The sequence below is a fragment of the Ahniella affigens genome, from assembly GCF_003015185.1.
Taxonomy (GTDB): Bacteria; Pseudomonadota; Gammaproteobacteria; order Xanthomonadales; family Ahniellaceae; genus Ahniella; species Ahniella affigens.
The window spans coordinates 4,933,238-4,952,898 of record NZ_CP027860.1; the positions used below are offsets into that span (position 1 = coordinate 4,933,238).

The 19,661-nt window shown below is 61.6% G+C and carries 16 protein-coding genes and 1 tRNA gene; 8 read left to right on the forward strand and 9 right to left on the reverse strand.

Annotated elements, in window-relative coordinates; translation table 11 throughout:
* Positions 1–339 precede the first annotated feature (339 nt).
* Positions 340–1,416 (forward strand): efflux RND transporter periplasmic adaptor subunit, encoded by a 1,077-nt coding sequence (locus C7S18_RS19015; protein ID WP_106893049.1) that lies wholly within the window; start codon positions 340–342, stop codon positions 1,414–1,416.
* 1,082 nt (positions 1,417–2,498) lie between these two features.
* On the opposite strand, the gene C7S18_RS19020 is transcribed toward C7S18_RS19015, so the two are convergent.
* Complete coding sequence (locus tag C7S18_RS19020; protein ID WP_106893050.1) at positions 2,499–2,837, reverse strand: DUF4124 domain-containing protein; 339 nt, start codon at positions 2,835–2,837, stop codon at positions 2,499–2,501.
* A complete protein-coding gene (locus tag C7S18_RS19025; protein ID WP_106893051.1) occupies positions 2,837–3,322 on the reverse strand; it encodes a hypothetical protein in 486 nt (161 codons plus the stop codon). The genes C7S18_RS19020 and C7S18_RS19025 overlap by 1 nt, the downstream gene beginning before the upstream one ends.
* Positions 3,323–3,559: 237 nt before the next feature.
* Here C7S18_RS19025 and hemL point away from each other — a divergent pair, with 237 nt between their 5' ends.
* Positions 3,560–4,840, forward strand: coding sequence for a glutamate-1-semialdehyde 2,1-aminomutase (gene hemL / locus C7S18_RS19030; RefSeq protein ID WP_106893052.1), 1,281 nt, complete (start codon positions 3,560–3,562; stop codon positions 4,838–4,840).
* 8 nt (positions 4,841–4,848) lie between these two features.
* Complete coding sequence (glnE, locus tag C7S18_RS19035; RefSeq protein WP_170113362.1) at positions 4,849–7,557, forward strand: bifunctional [glutamate--ammonia ligase]-adenylyl-L-tyrosine phosphorylase/[glutamate--ammonia-ligase] adenylyltransferase; 2,709 nt, start codon at positions 4,849–4,851, stop codon at positions 7,555–7,557.
* 23 nt (positions 7,558–7,580) lie between these two features.
* On the opposite strand, the gene C7S18_RS19040 is transcribed toward glnE, so the two are convergent.
* Complete coding sequence (locus tag C7S18_RS19040; RefSeq protein WP_146152010.1) at positions 7,581–8,552, reverse strand: hypothetical protein; 972 nt, start codon at positions 8,550–8,552, stop codon at positions 7,581–7,583.
* A gap of 598 nt (positions 8,553–9,150) precedes the next feature.
* Here C7S18_RS19040 and C7S18_RS19045 point away from each other — a divergent pair.
* The 5 genes from C7S18_RS19045 to C7S18_RS19065 all read left to right on the forward strand — a co-directional run bounded on the left by C7S18_RS19045 (position 9,151) and on the right by C7S18_RS19065 (position 14,849).
* Complete coding sequence (locus tag C7S18_RS19045; RefSeq protein WP_240623933.1) at positions 9,151–11,409, forward strand: M4 family metallopeptidase; 2,259 nt, start codon at positions 9,151–9,153, stop codon at positions 11,407–11,409.
* Between the two features lie 152 nt (positions 11,410–11,561).
* Entirely contained in the window at positions 11,562–11,834 is a 273-nt protein-coding gene (locus tag C7S18_RS19050) for a DUF1272 domain-containing protein (RefSeq protein WP_106893055.1), read from the forward strand.
* An 82-nt stretch (positions 11,835–11,916) separates the two neighbouring features.
* Entirely contained in the window at positions 11,917–12,555 is a 639-nt protein-coding gene (locus tag C7S18_RS19055; protein WP_106893056.1) for a ParA family protein, read from the forward strand.
* Positions 12,556–13,019: 464 nt separating this feature from the next.
* Entirely contained in the window at positions 13,020–14,021 is a 1,002-nt protein-coding gene (locus tag C7S18_RS19060) for an NAD-dependent epimerase/dehydratase family protein (protein ID WP_106893057.1), read from the forward strand.
* Between the two features lie 531 nt (positions 14,022–14,552).
* Positions 14,553–14,849 carry a hypothetical protein gene (locus C7S18_RS19065; RefSeq protein WP_106893058.1) on the forward strand — a complete coding sequence of 99 codons (297 nt, stop codon included), beginning with the start codon at positions 14,553–14,555 and terminating at the stop codon, positions 14,847–14,849.
* A gap of 175 nt (positions 14,850–15,024) precedes the next feature.
* On the opposite strand, the gene C7S18_RS19070 is transcribed toward C7S18_RS19065, so the two are convergent.
* The 6 genes from C7S18_RS19070 to C7S18_RS19100 all read right to left on the reverse strand — a co-directional run bounded on the left by C7S18_RS19070 (position 15,025) and on the right by C7S18_RS19100 (position 19,647).
* A tRNA-Lys gene (locus C7S18_RS19070) sits at positions 15,025–15,100 on the reverse strand.
* A gap of 209 nt (positions 15,101–15,309) precedes the next feature.
* A complete protein-coding gene (locus tag C7S18_RS19075) occupies positions 15,310–16,341 on the reverse strand; it encodes a stealth family protein (protein ID WP_106893059.1) in 1,032 nt (343 codons plus the stop codon).
* Positions 16,342–16,345: 4 nt separating this feature from the next.
* Entirely contained in the window at positions 16,346–16,609 is a 264-nt protein-coding gene (locus C7S18_RS25410; protein ID WP_106893060.1) for a DUF6587 family protein, read from the reverse strand.
* Positions 16,606–18,450, reverse strand: a complete 1,845-nt coding sequence (feoB, locus tag C7S18_RS19085) for a ferrous iron transporter B (protein WP_106893061.1) — start codon at positions 18,448–18,450, stop codon at positions 16,606–16,608. Before feoB ends, C7S18_RS25410 begins: the two co-directional genes overlap by 4 nt.
* Positions 18,447–18,686, reverse strand: a complete 240-nt coding sequence (locus tag C7S18_RS19090) for a FeoA family protein (RefSeq protein WP_106893062.1) — start codon at positions 18,684–18,686, stop codon at positions 18,447–18,449. Before C7S18_RS19090 ends, feoB begins: the two co-directional genes overlap by 4 nt.
* Before the next feature lie 346 nt (positions 18,687–19,032).
* A complete protein-coding gene (locus C7S18_RS19100) occupies positions 19,033–19,647 on the reverse strand; it encodes a hypothetical protein (protein ID WP_106893064.1) in 615 nt (204 codons plus the stop codon).
* Positions 19,648–19,661: the final 14 nt, after the last annotated feature.

Genomic DNA, 19,661 nt, shown 5'->3' on the forward strand with positions numbered 1-19,661 from the left:
GTCACATGGCAGCTGTCACCCGCAGCGGTGACGGGTGTGCCTGCCATCAGTCATAGAAACCTTTTAACGTGTCGCCTCATCTGATCAGGCAACTGATGCAGCCAAACCCGATTCCGGGAACCAGGGTGACCAACAGCACCCATGACTTCCGGCATCTAGTGGATTACTAAACCGGTGTTATAGTTACCTACAACACTGATTCAACCGGCCAAATGGAGGCCAACAATGAACGCTATGGAACATGCACTGTTCGATGCCCTGATGGAAGTGATGGGTAAGGTGTGGCATGACCTGGACGATGCCAAGACGGACGAATCGCAGGCGGACGCGGAGTAAATCATGAAACGTCTGATTGCCCTGCTGCCCCTTGCCGCCGCCATGGCCATGACCCAAGGATGTGGTCAAAGCCAGGCGAATACGGCGGACGCGACCGCGGCCAAGGATGCGGCCAAGGTCGCCGTCGAAACGGCGCGGGTTGGTTCGGGCACGTGGGTCCGCCGTCTGAACACGACTGCCACCCTGGAAGCCGAGCGCGAAGCGCAAGTGGTTGCCGAAAACGGCGGCGAGCTGATCAGCCTGCTGGTCGAAGAAGGCGATCGGGTTGAGAAAGGCCAGATTCTGGCCCGTATCGACGCCGCCCGTGTCGCCCTGTTGCTGAAGCAGCAGCAGAGCGTTGCCAACCGGCTGAGCCACGAGGCGTCGCGCCAGCAGATGCTGCTCGATCACAAGATGGTCAGCCACGATCAAGTCGATCTGGCCAGCTTCAATCGGGACGCACAGCTTGCAACCGTCAATCTGGCCCAGGTCGATGTCGACCGCGCGGTGATCCGCGCGCCGTTCTCGGGTACGGTCACGATGCGCCACGTCAAGGTGGGTCAGAACCTGCGCCCGAATGAGCCGGTGTTTACGATCGCCGATTTCAACGACCTGCGCGCCGAAATCGCCGTGCCGGAACGGGAACTTCTGGAGCTTCGACCCGGCCAGACCGTGCAATTGGCTGCTGATGCGTTCGCCGGCCAGGTGTTTACCGGTCAAGTTGAGCGGATCTCACCGGTGGTCGACGCGAAAACCGGCACCGGTACCGCCGTGATCGATATCCGCGAAGGTGGCACCAATCTGCGCCCCGGCCAGTTTGTCCGGCTGAGCATTGAACGAGAGCACCTCGCCGAAGCGGTGGTAATGCCGCGCGCGGCGCTGATCCCGGCTAGCGAGCCTGCCGTGTTCGCCGTGCGGTCGGGCAAGGTCAAGCGGGTGCCGGTGAGCCTGGGTGGCGAGCAGGACGGTTTGGTCCGCGTGTTGCAAGGCGTGTCACCTGGCGACGAGGTCGTGGTGATGGGTCAGTCGCAGCTGGTCGACGGCGACGCCGTTGAAGTAGTCAATCTGAGCAATCGCCAGGACGCGATCGCCTCGCTGTAAGCAGGTCGGCAGGACGCCGACCCCGGCCGGACCAAGGATGGTCACGGCCAGTCGAATCGCCAACTGGAACGTGGCAAGCCAGAACGTTCGGAACCGCGAAAGCGCTCAGAGCGATTCTGGCCCAAGCAGCAACCGCCTCGTCGAGCTGCGGCCAGGACGCCGCAATCGAGAAGTCGATCAGACCGGATGAACCAGGGCGCGACGAGGCCAGCAGGACGTACCGGACAGGAAGCCCGGTTTGGTCGCTTCAAGGACGAATTGGCCCCCGAGCGCAGTCGCGATGTCCGCGCTCGGGGGTTTGCGACCGCCAACTTATCGGTTTGGAGAGGGATCGCATCGGCACCAGGATGTGCGGCAAGGATGCACGGTCATCAAGGTAGCAAGGCGGCGCATGGGGCAAGCCCATCGCGCCGCCAAGTTTCAAAAGCAGACGAGCGCTGCCAACAATCGCTTTACCCCAAGCAGGGCACAAGGATGTGCCCTTATTGTTGGGCAGACGCTGAACCAACTGAGAGGTCGAGGTGGATCATCAATGCCTCGCCTGGTGGATCGCTCAAAGGAACCGCTTCGTTGAAACCGGTTTCCGCCATATCAACTTGTGGAAGCGGCTTTCGCCGCGAACAGGACTCACCGCACCCTCGGTTCGGGCCTGAAGGCCCTCCCACAAAAACACCGTAACCCGTTCGTTTCGCGAATCAATAGATTGCGGGTGGTGATAATTCTGCCTGCAAGTAACCCCCTCCCCGACCCTCCCCCGCGCTCGCGGGGGAGGGAGCCGACTCCCTCTCCCACGCGAGTGGGAGAGGGCTGGGGAGAGGGCTACTTGCCACACTGCACCGTCGTGAAAGTCGCGCATCGCCGCCGACAGTTTGATGCGCGAATCAGCGCGCCAAAGGGGCGGCTGGACTCCCACGCGAGTGGGAGCGGGCTGGGGAGCGGGCTACTTGCCACACTGTGCCGTCGTGAGAATCACGCATCGTCGCTGACCGTTTGATGCGCGAATCAGCGCACCAAAGGGGCGGCTGGATTCCCACAAAAATACCGGCAACATCCCAAATAGGCCGTCAGCCTGTGGGAGCAGCCTAAGGCGAATCGGTCGCCTCAGGAGCCGGCGCCTGATCGATCGCGGGACCATCGTCCGGCACCACGGTCGGGACCGATGTGACATTCGGCGTGCCGCGAATCTCGGAATACGGACGGCCATCCTGCGGCGGATTCTCGCCAAAGGTCCAGGTACCGGAATCATCCTGCCACTTGTAAATCACCATGGCCTGGGCGTCGCGAGTGGGCGCTGGCGGCTTTTCGGTGCGAGCGGCCTGCTGCGCCGCTCGTTCTGAAGTTTGTTGGTTCCAGGCCAGATAGGCAGCACCGCCGATCACCAGGACCAGGCCGATCACGACCTCTCGGGTGCCGATGGACATCAGTTGCAGTATTCCTTGACGGCCGCCCGGGCTTCTTTCAGCCGTTCCAACTGCTGCTGGGTGTTCAACGGTTCCTGCACGCCGTCATTATCGGTATCCACCGTCACACGCGCGTAGTTCTCATACATGCTGACGGCGGTCGTTGCCTTCTCGCAGGCTGCCTGGCGATTGGCGATGACTTTGCTCTCCGCATCCTCGTCCGACTCGGCGATGTCCGTTGGCACGGGCTCCGTGGCGGGCGTCGGTGCGGGCTGTGTCGAAGCCGGCGTGCTCGCTGCCGGATCCGAATCATTGGCGCTGCCACGCTGCGTTACATTGATGGCCGCCGATTCGCGATCCTTGGGCTTCGTTTCGTCGTAATGCCAAACGCCCTGCTCGTCCTGCCACTTGTAGAACTTTTTGCCGGCCTCGGCCGGACCACTCGGCAACGCAACGGTCATTGCGAGCAGCAACAGGGAAACAAAGGGCGCATTCAGATTTCGCATCGCGGTGTCCTCCGGAAGTCGATGGCCGATGGTAACGGAACCCGGAGCCTTCTGGCTGAGTCGGAGCTGTCTCCGGTTGGCATCGATTGAAAACTGTCGAGTACGACACAGAGACCGTGTCGCGGCGCTAGCAGACCGGTGCATTACGGCCCGTCCCGGCAAGTTCTCAACCGAGGCTTGGATTGCCCGCACCCGCCGCTATCCTTGTCGACTTGTTCCTCTGGTATCGAGCCCGCCATGTCCAGCAATCAGAATCTGTTTGAACGCGCCCAGCAATGCATGCCAGGCGGTGTGAACTCACCCGTGCGGGCATTCAAGTCCGTTGGCGGCAGTCCGTTTTTTGTGAGCCGCGCCGAAGGCCCGTATTTGTTCGATGTCGACGGCAATCGTTACATCGACTACGTCGGATCCTGGGGGCCCATGATTCTGGGCCACAACCATCCGGATGTGCTCGACGCGGTCATTGCCACGGCTCGCCAAGGCCTGTCCTTCGGCACGCCGAACCCGTTGGAAGTCGAGATGGCGGAGTTCCTGACGCAACTGGTCCCGAGCTTGGAAATGGTGCGCATGGTGAACTCCGGGACCGAGGCCACGATGGCGGCGATCCGGTTGGCACGTGGGTTCACCGGTCGGAACAAGATCGTCAAGTTCGAGGGGTGTTACCACGGCCATGCCGATTCGTTCCTGGTGAAAGCGGGCTCGGGCGTCCTGACCCTTGGGTTGCCGAATTCGCCTGGCGTGCCCGCGGCCGTGGCGGACTTGACACTGACCCTGCCCTTCAATGACCTGGAAGCGGCAAAAGCGCTGTTTGCAGCACACGGACCAGACATCGCCGGCCTGATCCTGGAGCCGATCATCGGCAACGCGAATCTGATTCTGCCGCGCGCAGGCTATCTCCAAGGCTTGCGCGAACTCTGCAGCGAGCACGGCGCGCTGCTGATCTTCGATGAGGTCATGACCGGCTTTCGGGTGGCGCCAGCCGGGGCGCAATCGTTGTTTGGCATCCGGCCCGACCTCAGCACCTTCGGCAAGATCATCGGCGGCGGCATGCCGGTGGGCGCCTATGGCGGGCGGGCCGACATCATGCGCCAGATCGCTCCGTCAGGCCCGGTCTATCAGGCGGGCACGTTGAGCGGCAACCCGGTCGCCATGGCCGCTGGTTTGGCGATGCTCAAGGCGCTGCAGGCGCCAGAGTTCTATGGTCGATTGACCGAAGCCACGAACAAGCTGTGCCAGGGACTAACGCGAGCCGCACACGAGTCCGGCCTCCCATTTACGACGAACCAAGTCTGCGGCATGTTTGGTCTGTTTTTCGCCAACGAGCCCGTCGAAACTTACGAGCAAGCCAAAGCCGCCGACACGGCGCGCTTCAATCGCTTCTTCCATGCCATGCTGAAGCGCGGCGTGTATTTGGCGCCTTCCGCATTCGAGGCAGGGTTCGTGTCCATCGCCCACGACCAGGCCGTGATCGATCAAACGATCGCCGCCGCGCGCGCCAGCTTTGCCGAAATCGCTTAAGTCAAGCCGTGCGCTCCCTGCCCGCCGAACTGGCCGCCTGGCTGCCACAGCGCCGGGCCGAGCTCGGACTGAACGCCGAGGTGGCCACGCCAGACTTGGACCAGGTCCTGCTCGCCAGCGACCTCGCGTTTGACGTGTTTCGGCGCGAACCGGACTTGATTACGCACTTTTTGACGCACGGCGAGATTGCCACCAGCGACTTGCCGGCGCTCGACGATCCGGATTTTGCCGGCGCGCTGCGGCGCTATCGGCGACGCGGCTCATTGGCCCTCATCGTTGCCGATGTCCTGAAGCAGGCCACCGTCGCCGAAACGCTGCTGGCTGCCACGGCACTGGCCGAGCGTTGTATCGAGCATGCCCTGCAACGTGCCGAGGCCGAGTTGACGCCACGCTTCGGCCAAGCGCGCCACCCTGATGGTTTGCCCATGCGGCTCGCTGTGATCGGGATGGGCAAGCTCGGTGGCGGGGAGCTCAATTTTTCCTCGGATGTCGACCTCATTCTGACGTTTGCCGAGGCCGGCGAGACAGACGGCCCAAGGCGTCTCAGTCACGAAGAATTCTTCACCAAGGTCGGCCAGCGGTTGGCGCAATTGCTTGGCGACGTCAGCGTCGACGGATTTGTGGCGCGCGTCGATTATCGACTTCGACCGTTTGGCAGCGCCGGCCGTCTCGCTTGGACGTTCGATGCCATGGAGCACTACTACCAGCGCGAAGGTCGTGACTGGGAGCGCTATGCCTGGATCAAGGCTCGGACCGTGGCAGGTGATCGCGCTGGTGGCGCCACGTTGATCGACACCCTGCGACCGTTCATCTACCGGCGCTATCTCGACTTCACCGCCATCGAGGGGCTGCGCGAAATGAAATCGCGCATTGACCTCGAAGTTGATCGGCGTGACTTGGATGGCAACTTGAAGCTCGGTCCGGGCGGGATTCGCGAATGCGAATTCATGGTCCAACTCGCCCAATTGATTCGCGGCGGACGCGAGTCGAAGCTGCGCACACCCAGCTTCTACCGGGCCTTGAGTGCCGCAATCGACAGCGGTTTTCTCACGAGCGACGAAGGCAACGGCGTTCGGGACCACTACGAATTTCTGCGACGGGTCGAAAACCGCGTGCAAATGTTTGCGGATGAGCAGACCCACGCGTTGCCACACGACACCCTCACGCGACGGCGCATCGCCTGGACGCTTGGTTACGCAGATACCGCGGCGTTGGACGCCGCCATCGGCAGCGTGCGGCACGCAGTGGGCACGTTGTTCCAACGCGTACTCGATCCCCCGGCACGAAACAAACCCCTGCGTTTGGGCGAAGAGCTGACCGAGACACCGGCGCAACTCATTGAACACTTTGGCAGCTCCGTCGCCGAGGCGTTTCACAGCCTCTTGAACAGCCTCGCGGTGCGGCGGATGGATACGGCGGCGAAATCGCGCTTTGAGCGCGCCACACCGCGCTTGCTGCACGAGGCGAATCTGCAGGCGCTGACCGACCCGCAAGTCGAGCGATTGTTGCGTTTGTTGTATGCCATTGCCGGACGATCCAGCTATCTGGCGTTGCTTGCCGAGCGCCGCGGCGCGCGCGAGCGGGTGGTGGAAGTGTTCAAACGCTCAAGCTTCTTGGCCGAGCGCGTCATTGCGCACCCGCTGCTCCTCGACGAACTGCTCGATGAACGCCAAGGCAAGGACTTCGACCCGGCCCGTGAGTTTGCGCAGCATTTGGCCCGCGCACCGCAGGATGATCCTGAGGCGCTGTTGACGGCATTGAACGAAGCCCGGCAGAGCGCGCTCTTTCGGATCGGACTCGACTGGCTTGCCGGGCGTCTGCAGGCGCTTGCGTGCAGCCAGGCACTGTCGCAGCTCGCTGAGCTCAGCCTGCACCGCGCGTACGAACTGGTCCGGCGCGAACATGAAGCGCAGCACGGTCGGCTCGGCGATGGGCTGCTCGTGGTGGCATACGGCAGCTTCGGCGGCGCGGAACTCGGCTTTGCATCGGATCTCGACTTGGTGTTCCTGTACTGCGATGTCGATGATGAACAACTGAGCGATGGCCCGCGCCCGTTGGATCGAGCACGCTACTTTGCCCGCATGGCGCAGCGCCTGCTGCATTGGTTGGGCACCAGCACGCGTGCGGGCAGCTTGTACGAAGTCGACATGCGGCTTCGGCCCGATGGCGCCAAGGGACTGCTCGTGTCGTCGCTCCGCACCTTTGCCGACTATCAGCAAACGCGCGCATGGACCTACGAGCAGCAAGCCTTGGTACGCGCTCGCGTGGTTTGTGGCGCCGAAAGCGGTCGCGAGCATTTTGCCAGGGTTCGTGCCGATGTATTGGCAAAACCACGCGACCCCGACGCGCTGCATACCGAAGTGCGCAGCATGCGCGCCCGCTGGCGGCAAGAGCTGGACCGCAGCGACCATCTGCATTTCGATCTCAAGCAAGGTGAAGGTGGTCTCGTCGATCTCGAGTTCTTCCTGCAACGCCTGGTGCTGGCGCACGGATGCCAACATCCCGAATTGCTACGCGCGACCGAAACCTGGGCGCTGATCGATCAGGCCAACGCGCTGGGTTTAATCAGCGGTGCCAACGCCGATACGCTTCGCACGGGCCATCAGGCTTGGCTGCACCGCGCACTCGACTGCACGCTCGATGGCCGACCGCGCGTGATCATGACGACACCCGAAGTACAAGCAAGCGCCGAAATCATGGCCAGGCTTCTCAACTGAAGCAGCGTTTCGAGTAACGTGACTCAGGCCAATGGCCGTCCGGATAACGCGCCACACAACTCATCGTGCCAAGCTACCACCCGCTGCACTTTGAAATCGGCGTGACCACTGCCGAGTTCTTCCAAAAAATGACACGCCGCAAATTCGCGGGCCTGCTGCTCGTAGGCAGTCACCCATTGCTCGCGGATTGGCATTGCTGTGGCGGCAATCGGCCAAACGCCAGGCCGGGGCCGAAATCGCATCGTAAAGCCCATGCGCCAAGGTTTGGCGGTCACACGCGCGCGAAAGCACTGCTGCAGTTCGCACATGCGCTGATACACCGGATCCGCGCCGAGCCCCTGGAAGCATTCGCGAACCGCCGGACTGTCGGGCGGGAAGGTTTGATGCATGACCACCGCCCGCAAGCCAGCGGGCGTGCGATACAGGCGTAGCCGCCGCTTCGGATCCTGGTCCAACCACCGCTGACACATGGCGCGCAAGCGCGGCAGGGCTGAGTCGGCGGCGCGCTTCTTTGCGCGGAATCTGGCTGCGAACAAGAACCCCATCGGTAGCAGGAGCAGTGCCATGAACCAAGCTGTCGGCGAAAACTGCAGCGCGAAGAGAACACTGATCGAAGCGATTACCGAAGCCGCCCCAAACACATTTGCAACCAACGAATTGGAAGCATCGAAATCCATGTCGACAAACAACACATCCGGGGTGTTCAAGCACCGCGCGCCATAGCTGTTGCGGGTGATGACGACATCATCGCGCTCATCGACAATCTGTTCGCGGATTGGCAGACCGTCGCCGCCACCATACGACTGCTTGATTTCCCGCCTCGCCACGCGTTCGCCCTGTTGCAAGCGCAGAAGCGCTTCCTCGGCGCGACTTGCGGCGTGTGCAGTCGCCGCCTGTTCGGAGTCGTTGGACCAACCAAAGCGGCGAATGCGGACAGCGCGCCCTTTGACGCGGCCTTCGACAACGGATTCTGACCAAAAGCGTGGCACGATCATCGTCTGCTCCATGGGCATTGGCGACCCTTGCGGCGAGGTTAGCAGTTCGGATTTCCGACCTGCCGGTCAACTTTTCGGCGCCGAACCCAAAAAAAAGAGCCGGGCGTGTTCGCCCGGCTCCAAACCAATGCAGCAACGATTTGGGAAGAAGGCCAAATCGTTCGGCATCAGAACATGCTGAAATCTCATGGATCGAGACATCGGACCTGAGTATTCGGCGGCATTCACCGGAAAACCGAGGCGAAATTCAGCCCTTGGACGGATTGACTTCTGTGGTTTCCGATTCTTTACAACTGGACCGGACGAAAGGGGCTTGTCAGCGGGACGTGAACATGTTGCGGAGCAGCGTGCACATTTTTTTCACATGACTATAGTCCCGCCCGCCCCAGCCATTTCGAGAAGGGTTCCGGTGCCACCGACTAATGGCCCTGAAACCATCCTCTCAGTGCTTGGGTAGAGGGTGATCGCTGTCGATCTGATGCAATCCGAACTGAACCCGGGTGCCTGTCGCCGCTGGCAGGCTGGGATGGATTGTTGTCTGATCACGCGATTCCCGGGGAGAAACACAAAAACTCATCCAGCATCGGGGAACAAAAAAGTGAAGAGCAACACGCAAATCCCAGCTGTACGCCTTGGCCTCTCGGCCCTGGCCCTTGCCATCCTTGCCGGCAGCGCCGGCGCCGCCCAAGTGTCCGACCTGCAGCAGCAGAGTCTCGGCAGCATGAATGCGAAGCGCGTCAGCGTGCAGCAGGCCATGGGCGGACTCCGCAGTGAAGAGCGCCATGCCGAAATTCTGGGTCTGGACACCAGCTCCACGCTGAAATCGCTCAAGGTCACGAATGAGCGCAACGGCCTGAACACCTACCGCTACCAGCAGATGTACAAGGGCCTGCCGGTATGGGGCCAGCACGTGATCGTGCAGGAAGATGGCAAAGGCCTGCGCACGATGTTTGGCAACATGGTCAATGGCCTGGATCAAGACATCGGTACGTCTGCCAAGTCCAAATTCGATGACGTCGCTGCCGCCCGCCTGGCCAAGACCGCTGCCCTCGGCAAGCGCCTGGCTTCGGCGGTGATTGAGCGCGAAAAGATTGAGAAGGTCGTGTTTGTTGATGAGAGCTCGATCGCGCATCTCGCTTTCGTTTCGGAAATCCTGGCTGATCGTCCGGGTGGCGGCGAACCAACCCGCATGTTCACCATCCTCGACGCCAACTCCGGCAAAGTCCTGAAGCAGTGGGACGGCCTGGCCCATGCCGCAGTTGGCACCGGCCCTGGCGGCAACAGCAAGACCGGCCAGTATGAATGGGGTTCGGGCGGCAAGTATGGCTTCCTCGACGTCACCCAGTCGGGCACCACGTGCACGATGAACAACACCGATGTGAAGTCGGTCAATCTGAATGGCGGTACCACCAGCACCACGGCGTTCGCGTACACCTGCCCGCGCAACACCACGAAGGCCATCAACGGTGCCTATGCGCCGATCAATGATGCGCACTATTTCGGTGGCGTGATCCAGAACATGTACAAGAGCTACTTGGGCCGTGCTGCGCTGACGTTCCAACTGGTCATGCGCGTGCATTACTCGACCAGCTACGAAAATGCGTTCTGGGACGGTTCGAAGATGTCTTTCGGCGACGGTGCCAGCACCTTCTATCCGCTGGTGAGCGTGGATGTGGCCGGTCACGAAGTCTCGCATGGCTTCACGGAGCAGAACTCGAATCTGACTTACTCCGGCCAGTCCGGTGGTATGAACGAAGCGTTTTCCGACATGGGCGGCGAAGCCACGGAATATTTCTGGAAGGGCACCAACGACTTCCTGGTTGGCCCAGAAGTGTTCAAGGCTACTGGCGCGCTTCGATACATGAGCAACCCGCCGCAAGACGGTAGCTCGATCGACAATGCGGCGAACTACACCAGCTCGCTCGACGTGCACTACTCGTCTGGCGTCTACAACAAGGCGTTCTACCTGCTGGCCACCAAGCCAGGCTGGAATACCCCGAACGCGTTCAAGGTATTTGCCCGCGCGAACGATCTGTATTGGACCCCGAGCAGCACGTTCAACTCCGGTGCTTGCGGTGTTGAAACGGCCGCGACGGATCTGGGCTTCACGAAGGCTGACGTCACGGCAGCGTTCTCCTCGGTCGGCGTGACCTGCCCAGGTAGCGGCGGCGGTGGCGGCACGGCGGTTGCACTGACCAATGGCGTGGCCAAGACGGGTCAAAGCGGCGCTGCTGGCGCTTATCTGAACTACACCCTGGTCGTGCCAGCTGGCGCCACGGGTCTGAAGTTCGTCACCACCGGCGGCACGGGTGATGCCGATCTGTACGTCAAGTTTGGCAGCGCGCCGACCGACACGGTCAACGACTGCAAGAGCACGGGCAGCACCAACGCTGAAACCTGCAACATTGCAACGGCTCAGGCTGGTACCTACTACGTGGCGGTCAAGGGCTACTCGGCATTCTCCGGCCTGTCGATCACCGGCAGCTACACGGCTGGCGGCGGCGGTGGCGGCAGCACGCAGACCTACACCAGCAACACGGTCTTCAATGTCAACGACAACACCACGATCAACTCGCCGATCACGGTTTCTGGTCGTACGGGCAATGCACCGGCCACCGCTTCGGTGTCAGTCAACATCACCCACACCTACCAGGGCGACCTGAAGGTGGACCTCGTGGCACCAGATGGCACGCTGTACAACATCCATAACCGCACGGGTGCTGGCACGGACAACATCATCAAGACGGTGACCCTGAACCTGTCCAGCGAACTGCTGAACGGCACCTGGAACCTCCGCGTGCAGGATGCCGCCAGCGGCGACACCGGCAAGCTGAACTCTTGGTCGGTCACGTTCTAAAAAGCTCCGGTCATTCCCTTTGACCGATTTTGAGCCCGCGGCGCAAGCCGCGGGCTCTTTCTATTTGGGCGTCAGTTCGGGGGCTACTGGCACTGGCCGTCTGATCCGTGGCCGGGCATGCTGAGTGGCCCTGAATGGCATCGGAGTGATCCATGCTCGACCTGCGTCCCAACTGCGAATGCTGTGACCGTGATCTGCCCCCAGACAGCGATCAGGCCTTGATCTGCTCATTCGAATGCACGTTTTGCCGAACTTGCGCCGAGACACGGCTCGGCGGGCGCTGCCCGAACTGCGGTGGTGGGTTCCAGGCTCGGCCAATTCGCCCGCCGGACAAACTCTCGCGCTACCCGGCATCAGAGACGCGGGTGTTGGGCAGCCAACCTGCCTGCACTGCAGCCCGAACGGCTGAATCCGCAGCCGACTGAACGCCGGATCGGCGGGGTGGAGGCCGGGCTCGGAATCAAGCTGCTACAGTCGCGCGGACGTTGCCTGGACTTTGAGCCTCTCATGCGGACCATTCTCATCAGCAGCAGTAAGGGTGGCTGCGGCAAGACTACGATCGCGACCAGCCTGGCCGCGTTCTATGCCGTCGCCGACAAACGGACGGTTCTGATTGATACCGATCCGCAGGAATCCGCGCTGCACTGGTGTCAGCGTCGTGCCGAATTGCCGGTGCCGGCGGTTCTTGGCTTGCAAGCCAAGTTGAATGGCAAGTTGTTGAACAAGGTTCCGAGTGACGCCGAGCGGGTGGTGATCGACACGCCGGCGGGTACGAATGCAGAAGAAGTCGCCGCCATTGCGAGCGATTTGGACGCACTGATCGTGCCGGTCGCACCCAGCGTCATCGATCTCGATGCGACTGAGCGATTCCTTGCGGCGCTCGCCGAAAACGCCGACTGGCGCAAGAAGAAAGTGCCCATTGCGCTGTTGGCCAATCGGCAAAAACCCTGGACCCAGCTCTCACGCAGCACGCTGGAACGCCTGCGTGCCTTTGGTTTGCCTGTGGTTGCGGAACTTCGCGATTCGGGCGGCTACGCGTTGATGGCAGGTGTCGGCCGCAGCATCTTCGACTATCAATCCGAGCAAGTGCTGCGCCATCAGGACGACTGGACACCGCTGCTGAAATGGATCAAGAAGCTCGATTGAACCCCAGGGGCCAATCTTGCGCCTCGTGACCATTCTTTCACCAAACACACGATAACCCTACATTTGGATACTCCAGAAACCTGTCGGTAATGACTAACCTGATCGCAAGTAACCCCCTCCCCGGGCCCTCCCCCGCGATCGCGGGGGAGGGAGCGCTCCCTCTCCCACGCAAGTGGGAGAGGGCTGGAGAGAGGGCTACTTGCCACACTGTGCCGTCGTGAAAATCTCGCATCGTCGCTGATAGTTTGATGCGCGAATAAGCGCACCAATGGGGCGGCTGGACTCCCACGCGAGTGGGAGAGCGCTCTGGAGCGGGCTACTTGCGAAACGTTGGCGTCTTCCAAGTCTCGCAGCACAACTCACCGATTGATGCGCGAACCAGTGCAGCTTCGGTGTAACAAGTTTCCTTCCCTACTCATTCGAACCGGCCGCCTGATCGGCCGCCTGCAACCTGGAACGTGGTCATGAAAATTCTCGTCACTGGTGGCACCGGCTTTCTCGGCGGCGCGATCTGCAAAATGCTGCGTGCGCGTGGCGATAAGGTGGTCAGCCTGGCGCGATCACGATCGGCCAATCTGGAAGCGCTTGGCGTCGAGCAAGTCCAGGGTGAAATATCCAGTCTGGAAAAAGTGATTGCTGCCGCCGAGGGCTGCGACGCGGTGATCCACACCGCTGCCAAAGCGGGCATCTGGGGGTCGTTGGCCGATTTCACGTCTGCCAATGTCGGCGGCACGCTGGCCGTGCTCGGTGCGTGTGAAATCCACGGTATCCGGAAACTCGTCTACACCTCCACGCCGAGTGTCGTGCACGCGGGCGGCGACATCGAAGGCGGCGACGAGTCCCTGCCCTACCCCAGCCATTTCGCTGCACACTATCCCGCGACCAAGGCCGCCGCCGAACAGCACGTTTTGGCTGCCAACGGACCGACGCTGGCCACGGTTGCCATTCGCCCGCATTTGATTTGGGGCCCGGGCGATCACCATCTGCTGCCGCGCATCTTGAAGCGTTTCGGCGAGAACCGGCTCCGATTTATCGGCCCACCAAAGAAGGTGGACGTGATCTACATCGACAATGCCGCCGAAGTCCATTTGAACGCGCTGGATCGACTGGAGGTCGGTGCGCCTTGTGCGGGCAAGGCGTACTTCGTGTCACAGGGCGAGCCCATCGCGCTCGACGACATGATCAACAAGATGTTGCGCGCTTGCGGGCAAGGTCCCGAAACACGGCGCATTCCGGTCGGCGTCGCGCATGCCGCTGGTTTGGTCTGCGAATCGGTCTGGTCGCTGCTGCGTCGGCCGACGGATCCGCCCATGACGCGGTTTTTGGCCGAGCAGCTGTCTACCGCACATTGGTTCAATATCAATGCCGCGCGCCGGGACCTGGGCTACAAGCCGCGTGTCAGTTTGACGGAAGGCCTCGCTCGGATCAGCGAATGGTGGATGCGCGAAGGGCGCCACGCGCGGTGACCTGATCAGAGGCTGGCGGTCATCAGTGTCCGCCGGCACCGGGTCGAGTGTCCGCTGGTCGTTCGGGAGCGGACACTGCGGACACCCGCGGTGTCGCGCGCGCCAAAAACAAGCCTGATAAAACAAATACTTAAATTGAATGCAACCTTGGCACGCCGATTGCAATCCTATATTGCGGCAGCTCTGGACCAATTTCAGGGAATGACCGTCACCACCGGTCAATCCGGGTGACGGGTTGCACCAAGGATGGTGCCCCTGCGGGGCGATGAGGGTGGTCATCGCTTCGCAGGGTGATTCCGGCCCAGGCTGTGAGGGAGCCACGGATGGCCCGCCCAGAATGCAGCACGCAGGTGCTTTATTCGGGACCACCAAGTCCGGGCACGTGCCGGACTCGGTGCGGGTTTGAAGGTCCAGGATGGACTGCTTCAGATCCTCCCAAATAGGAACGACACGAAATCGCTCGATTTCTCGTCAAGGAAGCTAACCAGGATGGTTAGTGGCCAATGCAAGCAACAGACAAAGGAGTGTCAGATGAACGCCAAGGAGACCAAGATGTCGCTGAATCAAATTTGGAAGCGAGTGATCGCACAGGGATTGTGCATGAGTGCCTTCGTACTCGTGATCGCGATGTCGGCAGAGGCAGTACCGGCCGAGGATGCGGCCATGACGTTGGCTTGTGAAACAGCCGTTGCAGATGCCTTGGCGCTGCAGACGCCGGCGGTGGAGGTCATGATGATCCCCCCACCGGACGTGGCAGTTCGGATCGAACGCAAGGCCGCGCAGGGATGGCGCGCCTTGCTCCCGGGCATGAAGCTGCCGCGGACCTGAGTTGTTGCGGCCAAAGGGTCACCGGCAGGGTGATTCGCTCGACCGGCCGCTGACGCAATTGATCTGACGACGAATCAAGCGCGCGCCGACAGGAGTCTGCGTGCGCTTTTTGTTGTCGCGAGTGGCCACAACGCAAACCGCCGCGCCAGAACGCAGCAGTGAAACACGCCAAAAATGGTGGGTCGTCGGAGATTCGAACTCCGGACCAACGGATTAAAAGTCCGCTGCTCTACCGGCTGAGCTAACGACCCAGAATCATGACAGTCCAGATCTAGGCTGGGCTGACATCAGACTCGAATCGCGTTTACCCGAACCCTCGGGCGGTCGCGATTGTTATGAATGACGGGCTTCGCAGTTCAAAAGCCCATCAAAGGGGCGCGCAGTTTAGGGAAAGACGCTGGATCAAACAAGCCGCCACCGCCGCCGGCATCGGCAGAAGGCAGTCACTGTTCAGGAATTTTTACCCAGTTGGCCCTGATGGCGCGTCACTGGCGACGCCCGTCAGCCAGGAATCGAGCCGGCCGATGCGACGGTCGAGCCAGGCCACAATCTCGGCGTGCAATGCCGGGGGTGCGAGCTCCAGACTTTGGATACAGGCAAACGCGTAGCGGTCGGATCGATCCGCCTGTTGCAGCTTGCGGCGCAAACGCCAGGCCGCCTGTTCACTCGGTTTCAATTGCGCGGTCCGGAGACGATGATCGAACACCGCCTCGTAGCACCGCGCTTCCAGGTGCAAGGCCAACGCCTCGGCCTTGAATTGCGCGCCAGAGCGCAAGCGAAAACTGATGTTGTGCAAAAGGTGCTCGGGATGTGCGGCGAAAAAGCGTTCGAGCGTGCTGACGCGCTGGGGAAACGGCAAATGTTCCAGGCGCAGATAGCGGTCAACGTATCCAGCCAATTGGGCACTCAACTCCTGCGCGGCCAGATTCCGCACGCGCTGTTTGCCCGGGTCGCGCTGGATCATGCCGCGCAGTGCATTGAGCCAACGCTTGATCGGGCGATACTGCGACGGTGTCTGCCACGTGCCGCGCAGAACCACCTTGCCGTCGCGGAAGAAGTCTTCCGGCTGGATCGGCTGCAACAGCACGAAATCGTCGTTGAAGTACAAGAACTGCTCAGCGAGACCCGGCACGCGCCACAGCATGCTGATGATCGCGCGACTGTTGAACGTCGGCAGCACCGATTCGTAGCCGGCAAATATCTCGCGGTGATCCACCACTCTGACCCGGTCCGCGTAGACGGTCCCCGCGAGGCGCGCCAGCAGCGGCGGCACCTGCTGATCGGTGACCACATGGATGGTCCGAATCCACGGTGCGAATCGAAAGATCGATGTCAGGCAGTATTCCAACTCGCCATCGTTGTTGAAGCGGGTCGGGTCCGCAGACACCGGCCGGCTTCCCCCCAACGCTTGCAAGTAGGCCTGCAGGCGTTGCTGATGACGCGGGTCTGCGCCGTCCACCCAGGTGATGACGGCGTCGATAGGATCAGCCATGGTTTCAGAGTGATTCGGCGCGGTCGTCTGGTTTACAGCCAGAACATGCTGCCCCGCAAGTGGTCGCGTTGGCGCCGGCCCTGTGCCTGGGTGCGAGACGCCGCCCCAGGCGCGCAAGCCCCGCGGCCCGCCCGGGTCGAAGCAACCAAAGCACGAGGTGGCGTTCTACCGTCATGGCGGTTTGTGGGGCCAGGCGATACCACGCGTAGAACGCCGACATGAGCACCAGGGCCACGACGATCCACGATTGCAGGTCGTTCTGGATCATGTCAGCAGCGCCGACGCGACTTGATAGGTCAGGAATGACGCGAAGTAAGCCAGCGCAAACAAATAGACAGTGGCCCAGAGTGGGTGTTTCCAGCCGCCGGTCTCACGGCGGATCACGGCAATGGTCGACAGACACATCGGCGCGTAGATGTACCAGACAAGCAACGACAGCCCCGTCGCAATCGACCACTGGCCGGCCACCATGCCGGTGAGCTGAGAGATGGCCTGCTCGTCGCTCGCGGCGGCAACGGCGTACACCGTTGCGAGCGCCGAGACCGCCACTTCGCGGGCCGCGAGCCCGGGAATCAGCGCAATGCAAATCTGCCAATTGAAGCCGATCGGCGCGAAGAACCACTGCAAGGCATGTCCGATCCGGCCGGCAAAACTGTAGTCGATCGCGGGACCCGTCGCGCCTTCAGGGGGAGCCGGAAAGCTGGCGAGGAACCAGAGCAACACCGTCAGCGCCAGAATAATCGTCGTCACCCGCCGCAGGAACACCATCGCGCGTTCCCAGAGGCCGATGGCCACATCAAGCGGATTCGGCCACCGATAGGCCGGTAGTTCGAGCAGCAGGGTTTGCTCGCCGGCCTTCTTGTGCCAGCGCTTCATGATGAACGAGACCACCATCGCGCTGACGACGGCCGTTACATATAGGCCAAACAGCACGAGGCCCTGCAGGTTCAACCAGCCGCCAGCATATTCCTGACGCGGAATAAACGCGCCAATCAGAAGCGTATAGACCGGGAGTCGCGCCGAGCAGGTCATCAGCGGTGCAATCATGATTGTGACCAGCCGGTCGCGCGGATTCTGAATCGAGCGCGTGGCCATGATTCCGGGAATGGCGCACGCGAAGCTCGACAGCAACGGAATGAACGAGCGGCCCGTCAGGCCAGCGCCAGCCATCAGGCGATCAAGCAAAAACGCCGCCCGAGGCAAATAGCCCGATTCTTCGAGCAGCAGAATGAACAGAAAGAGGAGCAGGATCTGCGGCAGGAACTCGAGCACCGTACCGAGCCCCGCGAAGATGCCATCGGTGATCAGACTTTGGAGCGCCCCTGCCGGCAGCGTCTGCGCGAGCCAGTGACCCGCGGCCGCGGTGCCGCCGGCCAGCGCATCCTGCATGGGCCCAGCCCATGCAAACACCGCCTGGAACATCAAGAACAGGACACCCGCGAGGATCGGCAGACCGAGCCAGGGATTCAGCAGGATACGATCTGCCCGTTCTTCAAAACTCGTCGAACGTTCCGGCTCGCGCACCGCCAACCCCATTACCCGACGGGTCTCGGCATGCAGGTCGTCCGCCTTGGGCGGCGGCGTGGGGCTCCCCTCGAAGGCAGTCAGCGCAGCTTGCAGCGCATCGGCGCCGCCACGTCGAATGGCGACGGTTTCGACAACCGGAATACCGAGTTCACGTGCGAGTACGGCCGCATCGACCGCAATCCCGCGGCGCTTGGCCGCGTCGACCATATTGAGCGCCAGCAACATCGGCTGGCCCAGATTGCGCACTTCCAAAATAAACCGAAGGTGCAGGCGCAAATTGGTGGCGTCGGCAACGCAGACCAGCAAATCCGGCTTCTTCTCGCCAGGAAACTGGCCGCGACAGACGTCGAACGTGACCTGCTCGTCGGGGCTGGTGGCGGCGAAGCTGTACGCGCCCGGCAAGTCCAATAGGCGCACGGCGCGGCCGTTCGGCAGCTGGAATCGTCCTTCCTTGCGCTCAACCGTGACGCCTGCGTAGTTCGCCACCTTCTGGCGGCTGCCGGTCAAGCGATTGAACAACGCGGTCTTGCCGCAATTCGGGCTGCCCACCAGCGCCAGGTGCCACTCCGCAGCCATGCTCATGACTGGGCCTCGACTTGAACGCGTGCGGCCTCGCTACGGCGGAGCGCAAAGCGCGCCTGACCGATCTGCACGGCGATCGGGTCGCCGCCAAACGGACCAAACGCCACGATCCGCACCGATTCGCCTTGGACAAAACCAAGATCCCCCAAGCGACGGGCGATCGGATCGCCGTCTTCAGTCGAATGCACGGACACCACACGCGCTTTCTGACCAGAGTTCAATTGGGAGAGTTTCAAATCGGGCTCCAGGCTGAATGAGTGTTTGCAAAGCAGTCATCCTGAACGCGGTGCAAGCTGTCGCCCGGACACGGGGTTGGGCTCGTTTGCACCGAAACAATCACTCAGGTGACTGCTTCGCCGGCGCACCGTCCTTGATGCACCTGACCAGGCTGATTGTCGACCTGCGGGTCAACCGCAAACAGACGCACAGGCACCGACAAGCCTCCAACTATGGGGACTTTATTCGCCTGAATCAATCACTTGAGGCACTAATCCAAGACTGGATCGACGTGCGACCCAGCGCTTCCAGCAGTCGGCCCATCTGGAAATGCGAATAATTCGCAAGTATACGCCGAATTTCGGGTCAGCGCTTCAGGGGCAGAATCTTGACGGTCGCCCATTTATCGGGCGTTGACTGATCGGCATCGGGAAACCGAATCTGCGCCCGCTTGCTACCCACCCCACTGATCTGCAACAGGAATCGCCACTCGCCAAAGCCGAACTGGCGCGTATCAAGCTGGATCTCGCGCTGATTGACGGTGCTGAACAGCGGCCGCCTAAGATTGCCGCGCACCACCATGCCCTGGATGGGAATGGGCGGGGCGTACCAACCGTCATTGCGGCCCCATTCGATGTCGTCCGACCAACCGATCGTGCGACGTTCGGCCTGCCCTACTTGCGCCGAGCTGTGCAGCCGCAGGCTGCGTGCCAAAGCCGGCGTCGTAATGAACAAATCAACGCTCGGCAGACCCGCCTCGGCCAACTCCACGCAGATGGTCACGAACTGCCCGTCGAAGGCCACCTTCATCTGCATCTCGCCTTGATTGACGACAGTCGGCGGGATGTCTTTCCAGAACGACTCCTTGCATTGCCCATCGAGCAGCGGCGCCGTGTCGATGTTTTTGGCAAAGACGAGGGAATCGGCGGCCATGGCTGTCGGTGCCACCAAGCCAGCCAGCCACAGAATCGCCAATGCCATGGCGCGCCAGGGCT

Bases quoted from the DNA above. Each gene is read 5' to 3' on its own strand.
- C7S18_RS19015 (WP_106893049.1), top strand. From the start codon at position 340: ATGAAACGTCTGATTGCCCTGCTGCCCCTTGCCGCCGCCATGGCCATG.
- C7S18_RS19065 (WP_106893058.1), top strand. From the start codon at position 14,553: ATGAACGCCAAGGAGACCAAGATGTCGCTGAATCAAATTTGGAAGCGA.
- C7S18_RS19040 (WP_146152010.1), bottom strand. From the start codon at position 8,552: ATGATCGTGCCACGCTTTTGGTCAGAATCCGTTGTCGAAGGCCGCGTC.
- C7S18_RS19055 (WP_106893056.1), top strand. From the start codon at position 11,917: ATGCGGACCATTCTCATCAGCAGCAGTAAGGGTGGCTGCGGCAAGACT.
- C7S18_RS19100 (WP_106893064.1), bottom strand. From the start codon at position 19,647: ATGGCATTGGCGATTCTGTGGCTGGCTGGCTTGGTGGCACCGACAGCC.
- C7S18_RS19075 (WP_106893059.1), bottom strand. From the start codon at position 16,341: ATGGCTGATCCTATCGACGCCGTCATCACCTGGGTGGACGGCGCAGAC.
- C7S18_RS25410 (WP_106893060.1), bottom strand. From the start codon at position 16,609: ATGATCCAGAACGACCTGCAATCGTGGATCGTCGTGGCCCTGGTGCTC.
- feoB (WP_106893061.1), bottom strand. From the start codon at position 18,450: ATGAGCATGGCTGCGGAGTGGCACCTGGCGCTGGTGGGCAGCCCGAAT.
- C7S18_RS19020 (WP_106893050.1), bottom strand. From the start codon at position 2,837: ATGTCCATCGGCACCCGAGAGGTCGTGATCGGCCTGGTCCTGGTGATC.
- C7S18_RS19050 (WP_106893055.1), top strand. From the start codon at position 11,562: ATGCTCGACCTGCGTCCCAACTGCGAATGCTGTGACCGTGATCTGCCC.
- hemL (WP_106893052.1), top strand. From the start codon at position 3,560: ATGTCCAGCAATCAGAATCTGTTTGAACGCGCCCAGCAATGCATGCCA.
- C7S18_RS19060 (WP_106893057.1), top strand. From the start codon at position 13,020: ATGAAAATTCTCGTCACTGGTGGCACCGGCTTTCTCGGCGGCGCGATC.
- C7S18_RS19025 (WP_106893051.1), bottom strand. From the start codon at position 3,322: ATGCGAAATCTGAATGCGCCCTTTGTTTCCCTGTTGCTGCTCGCAATG.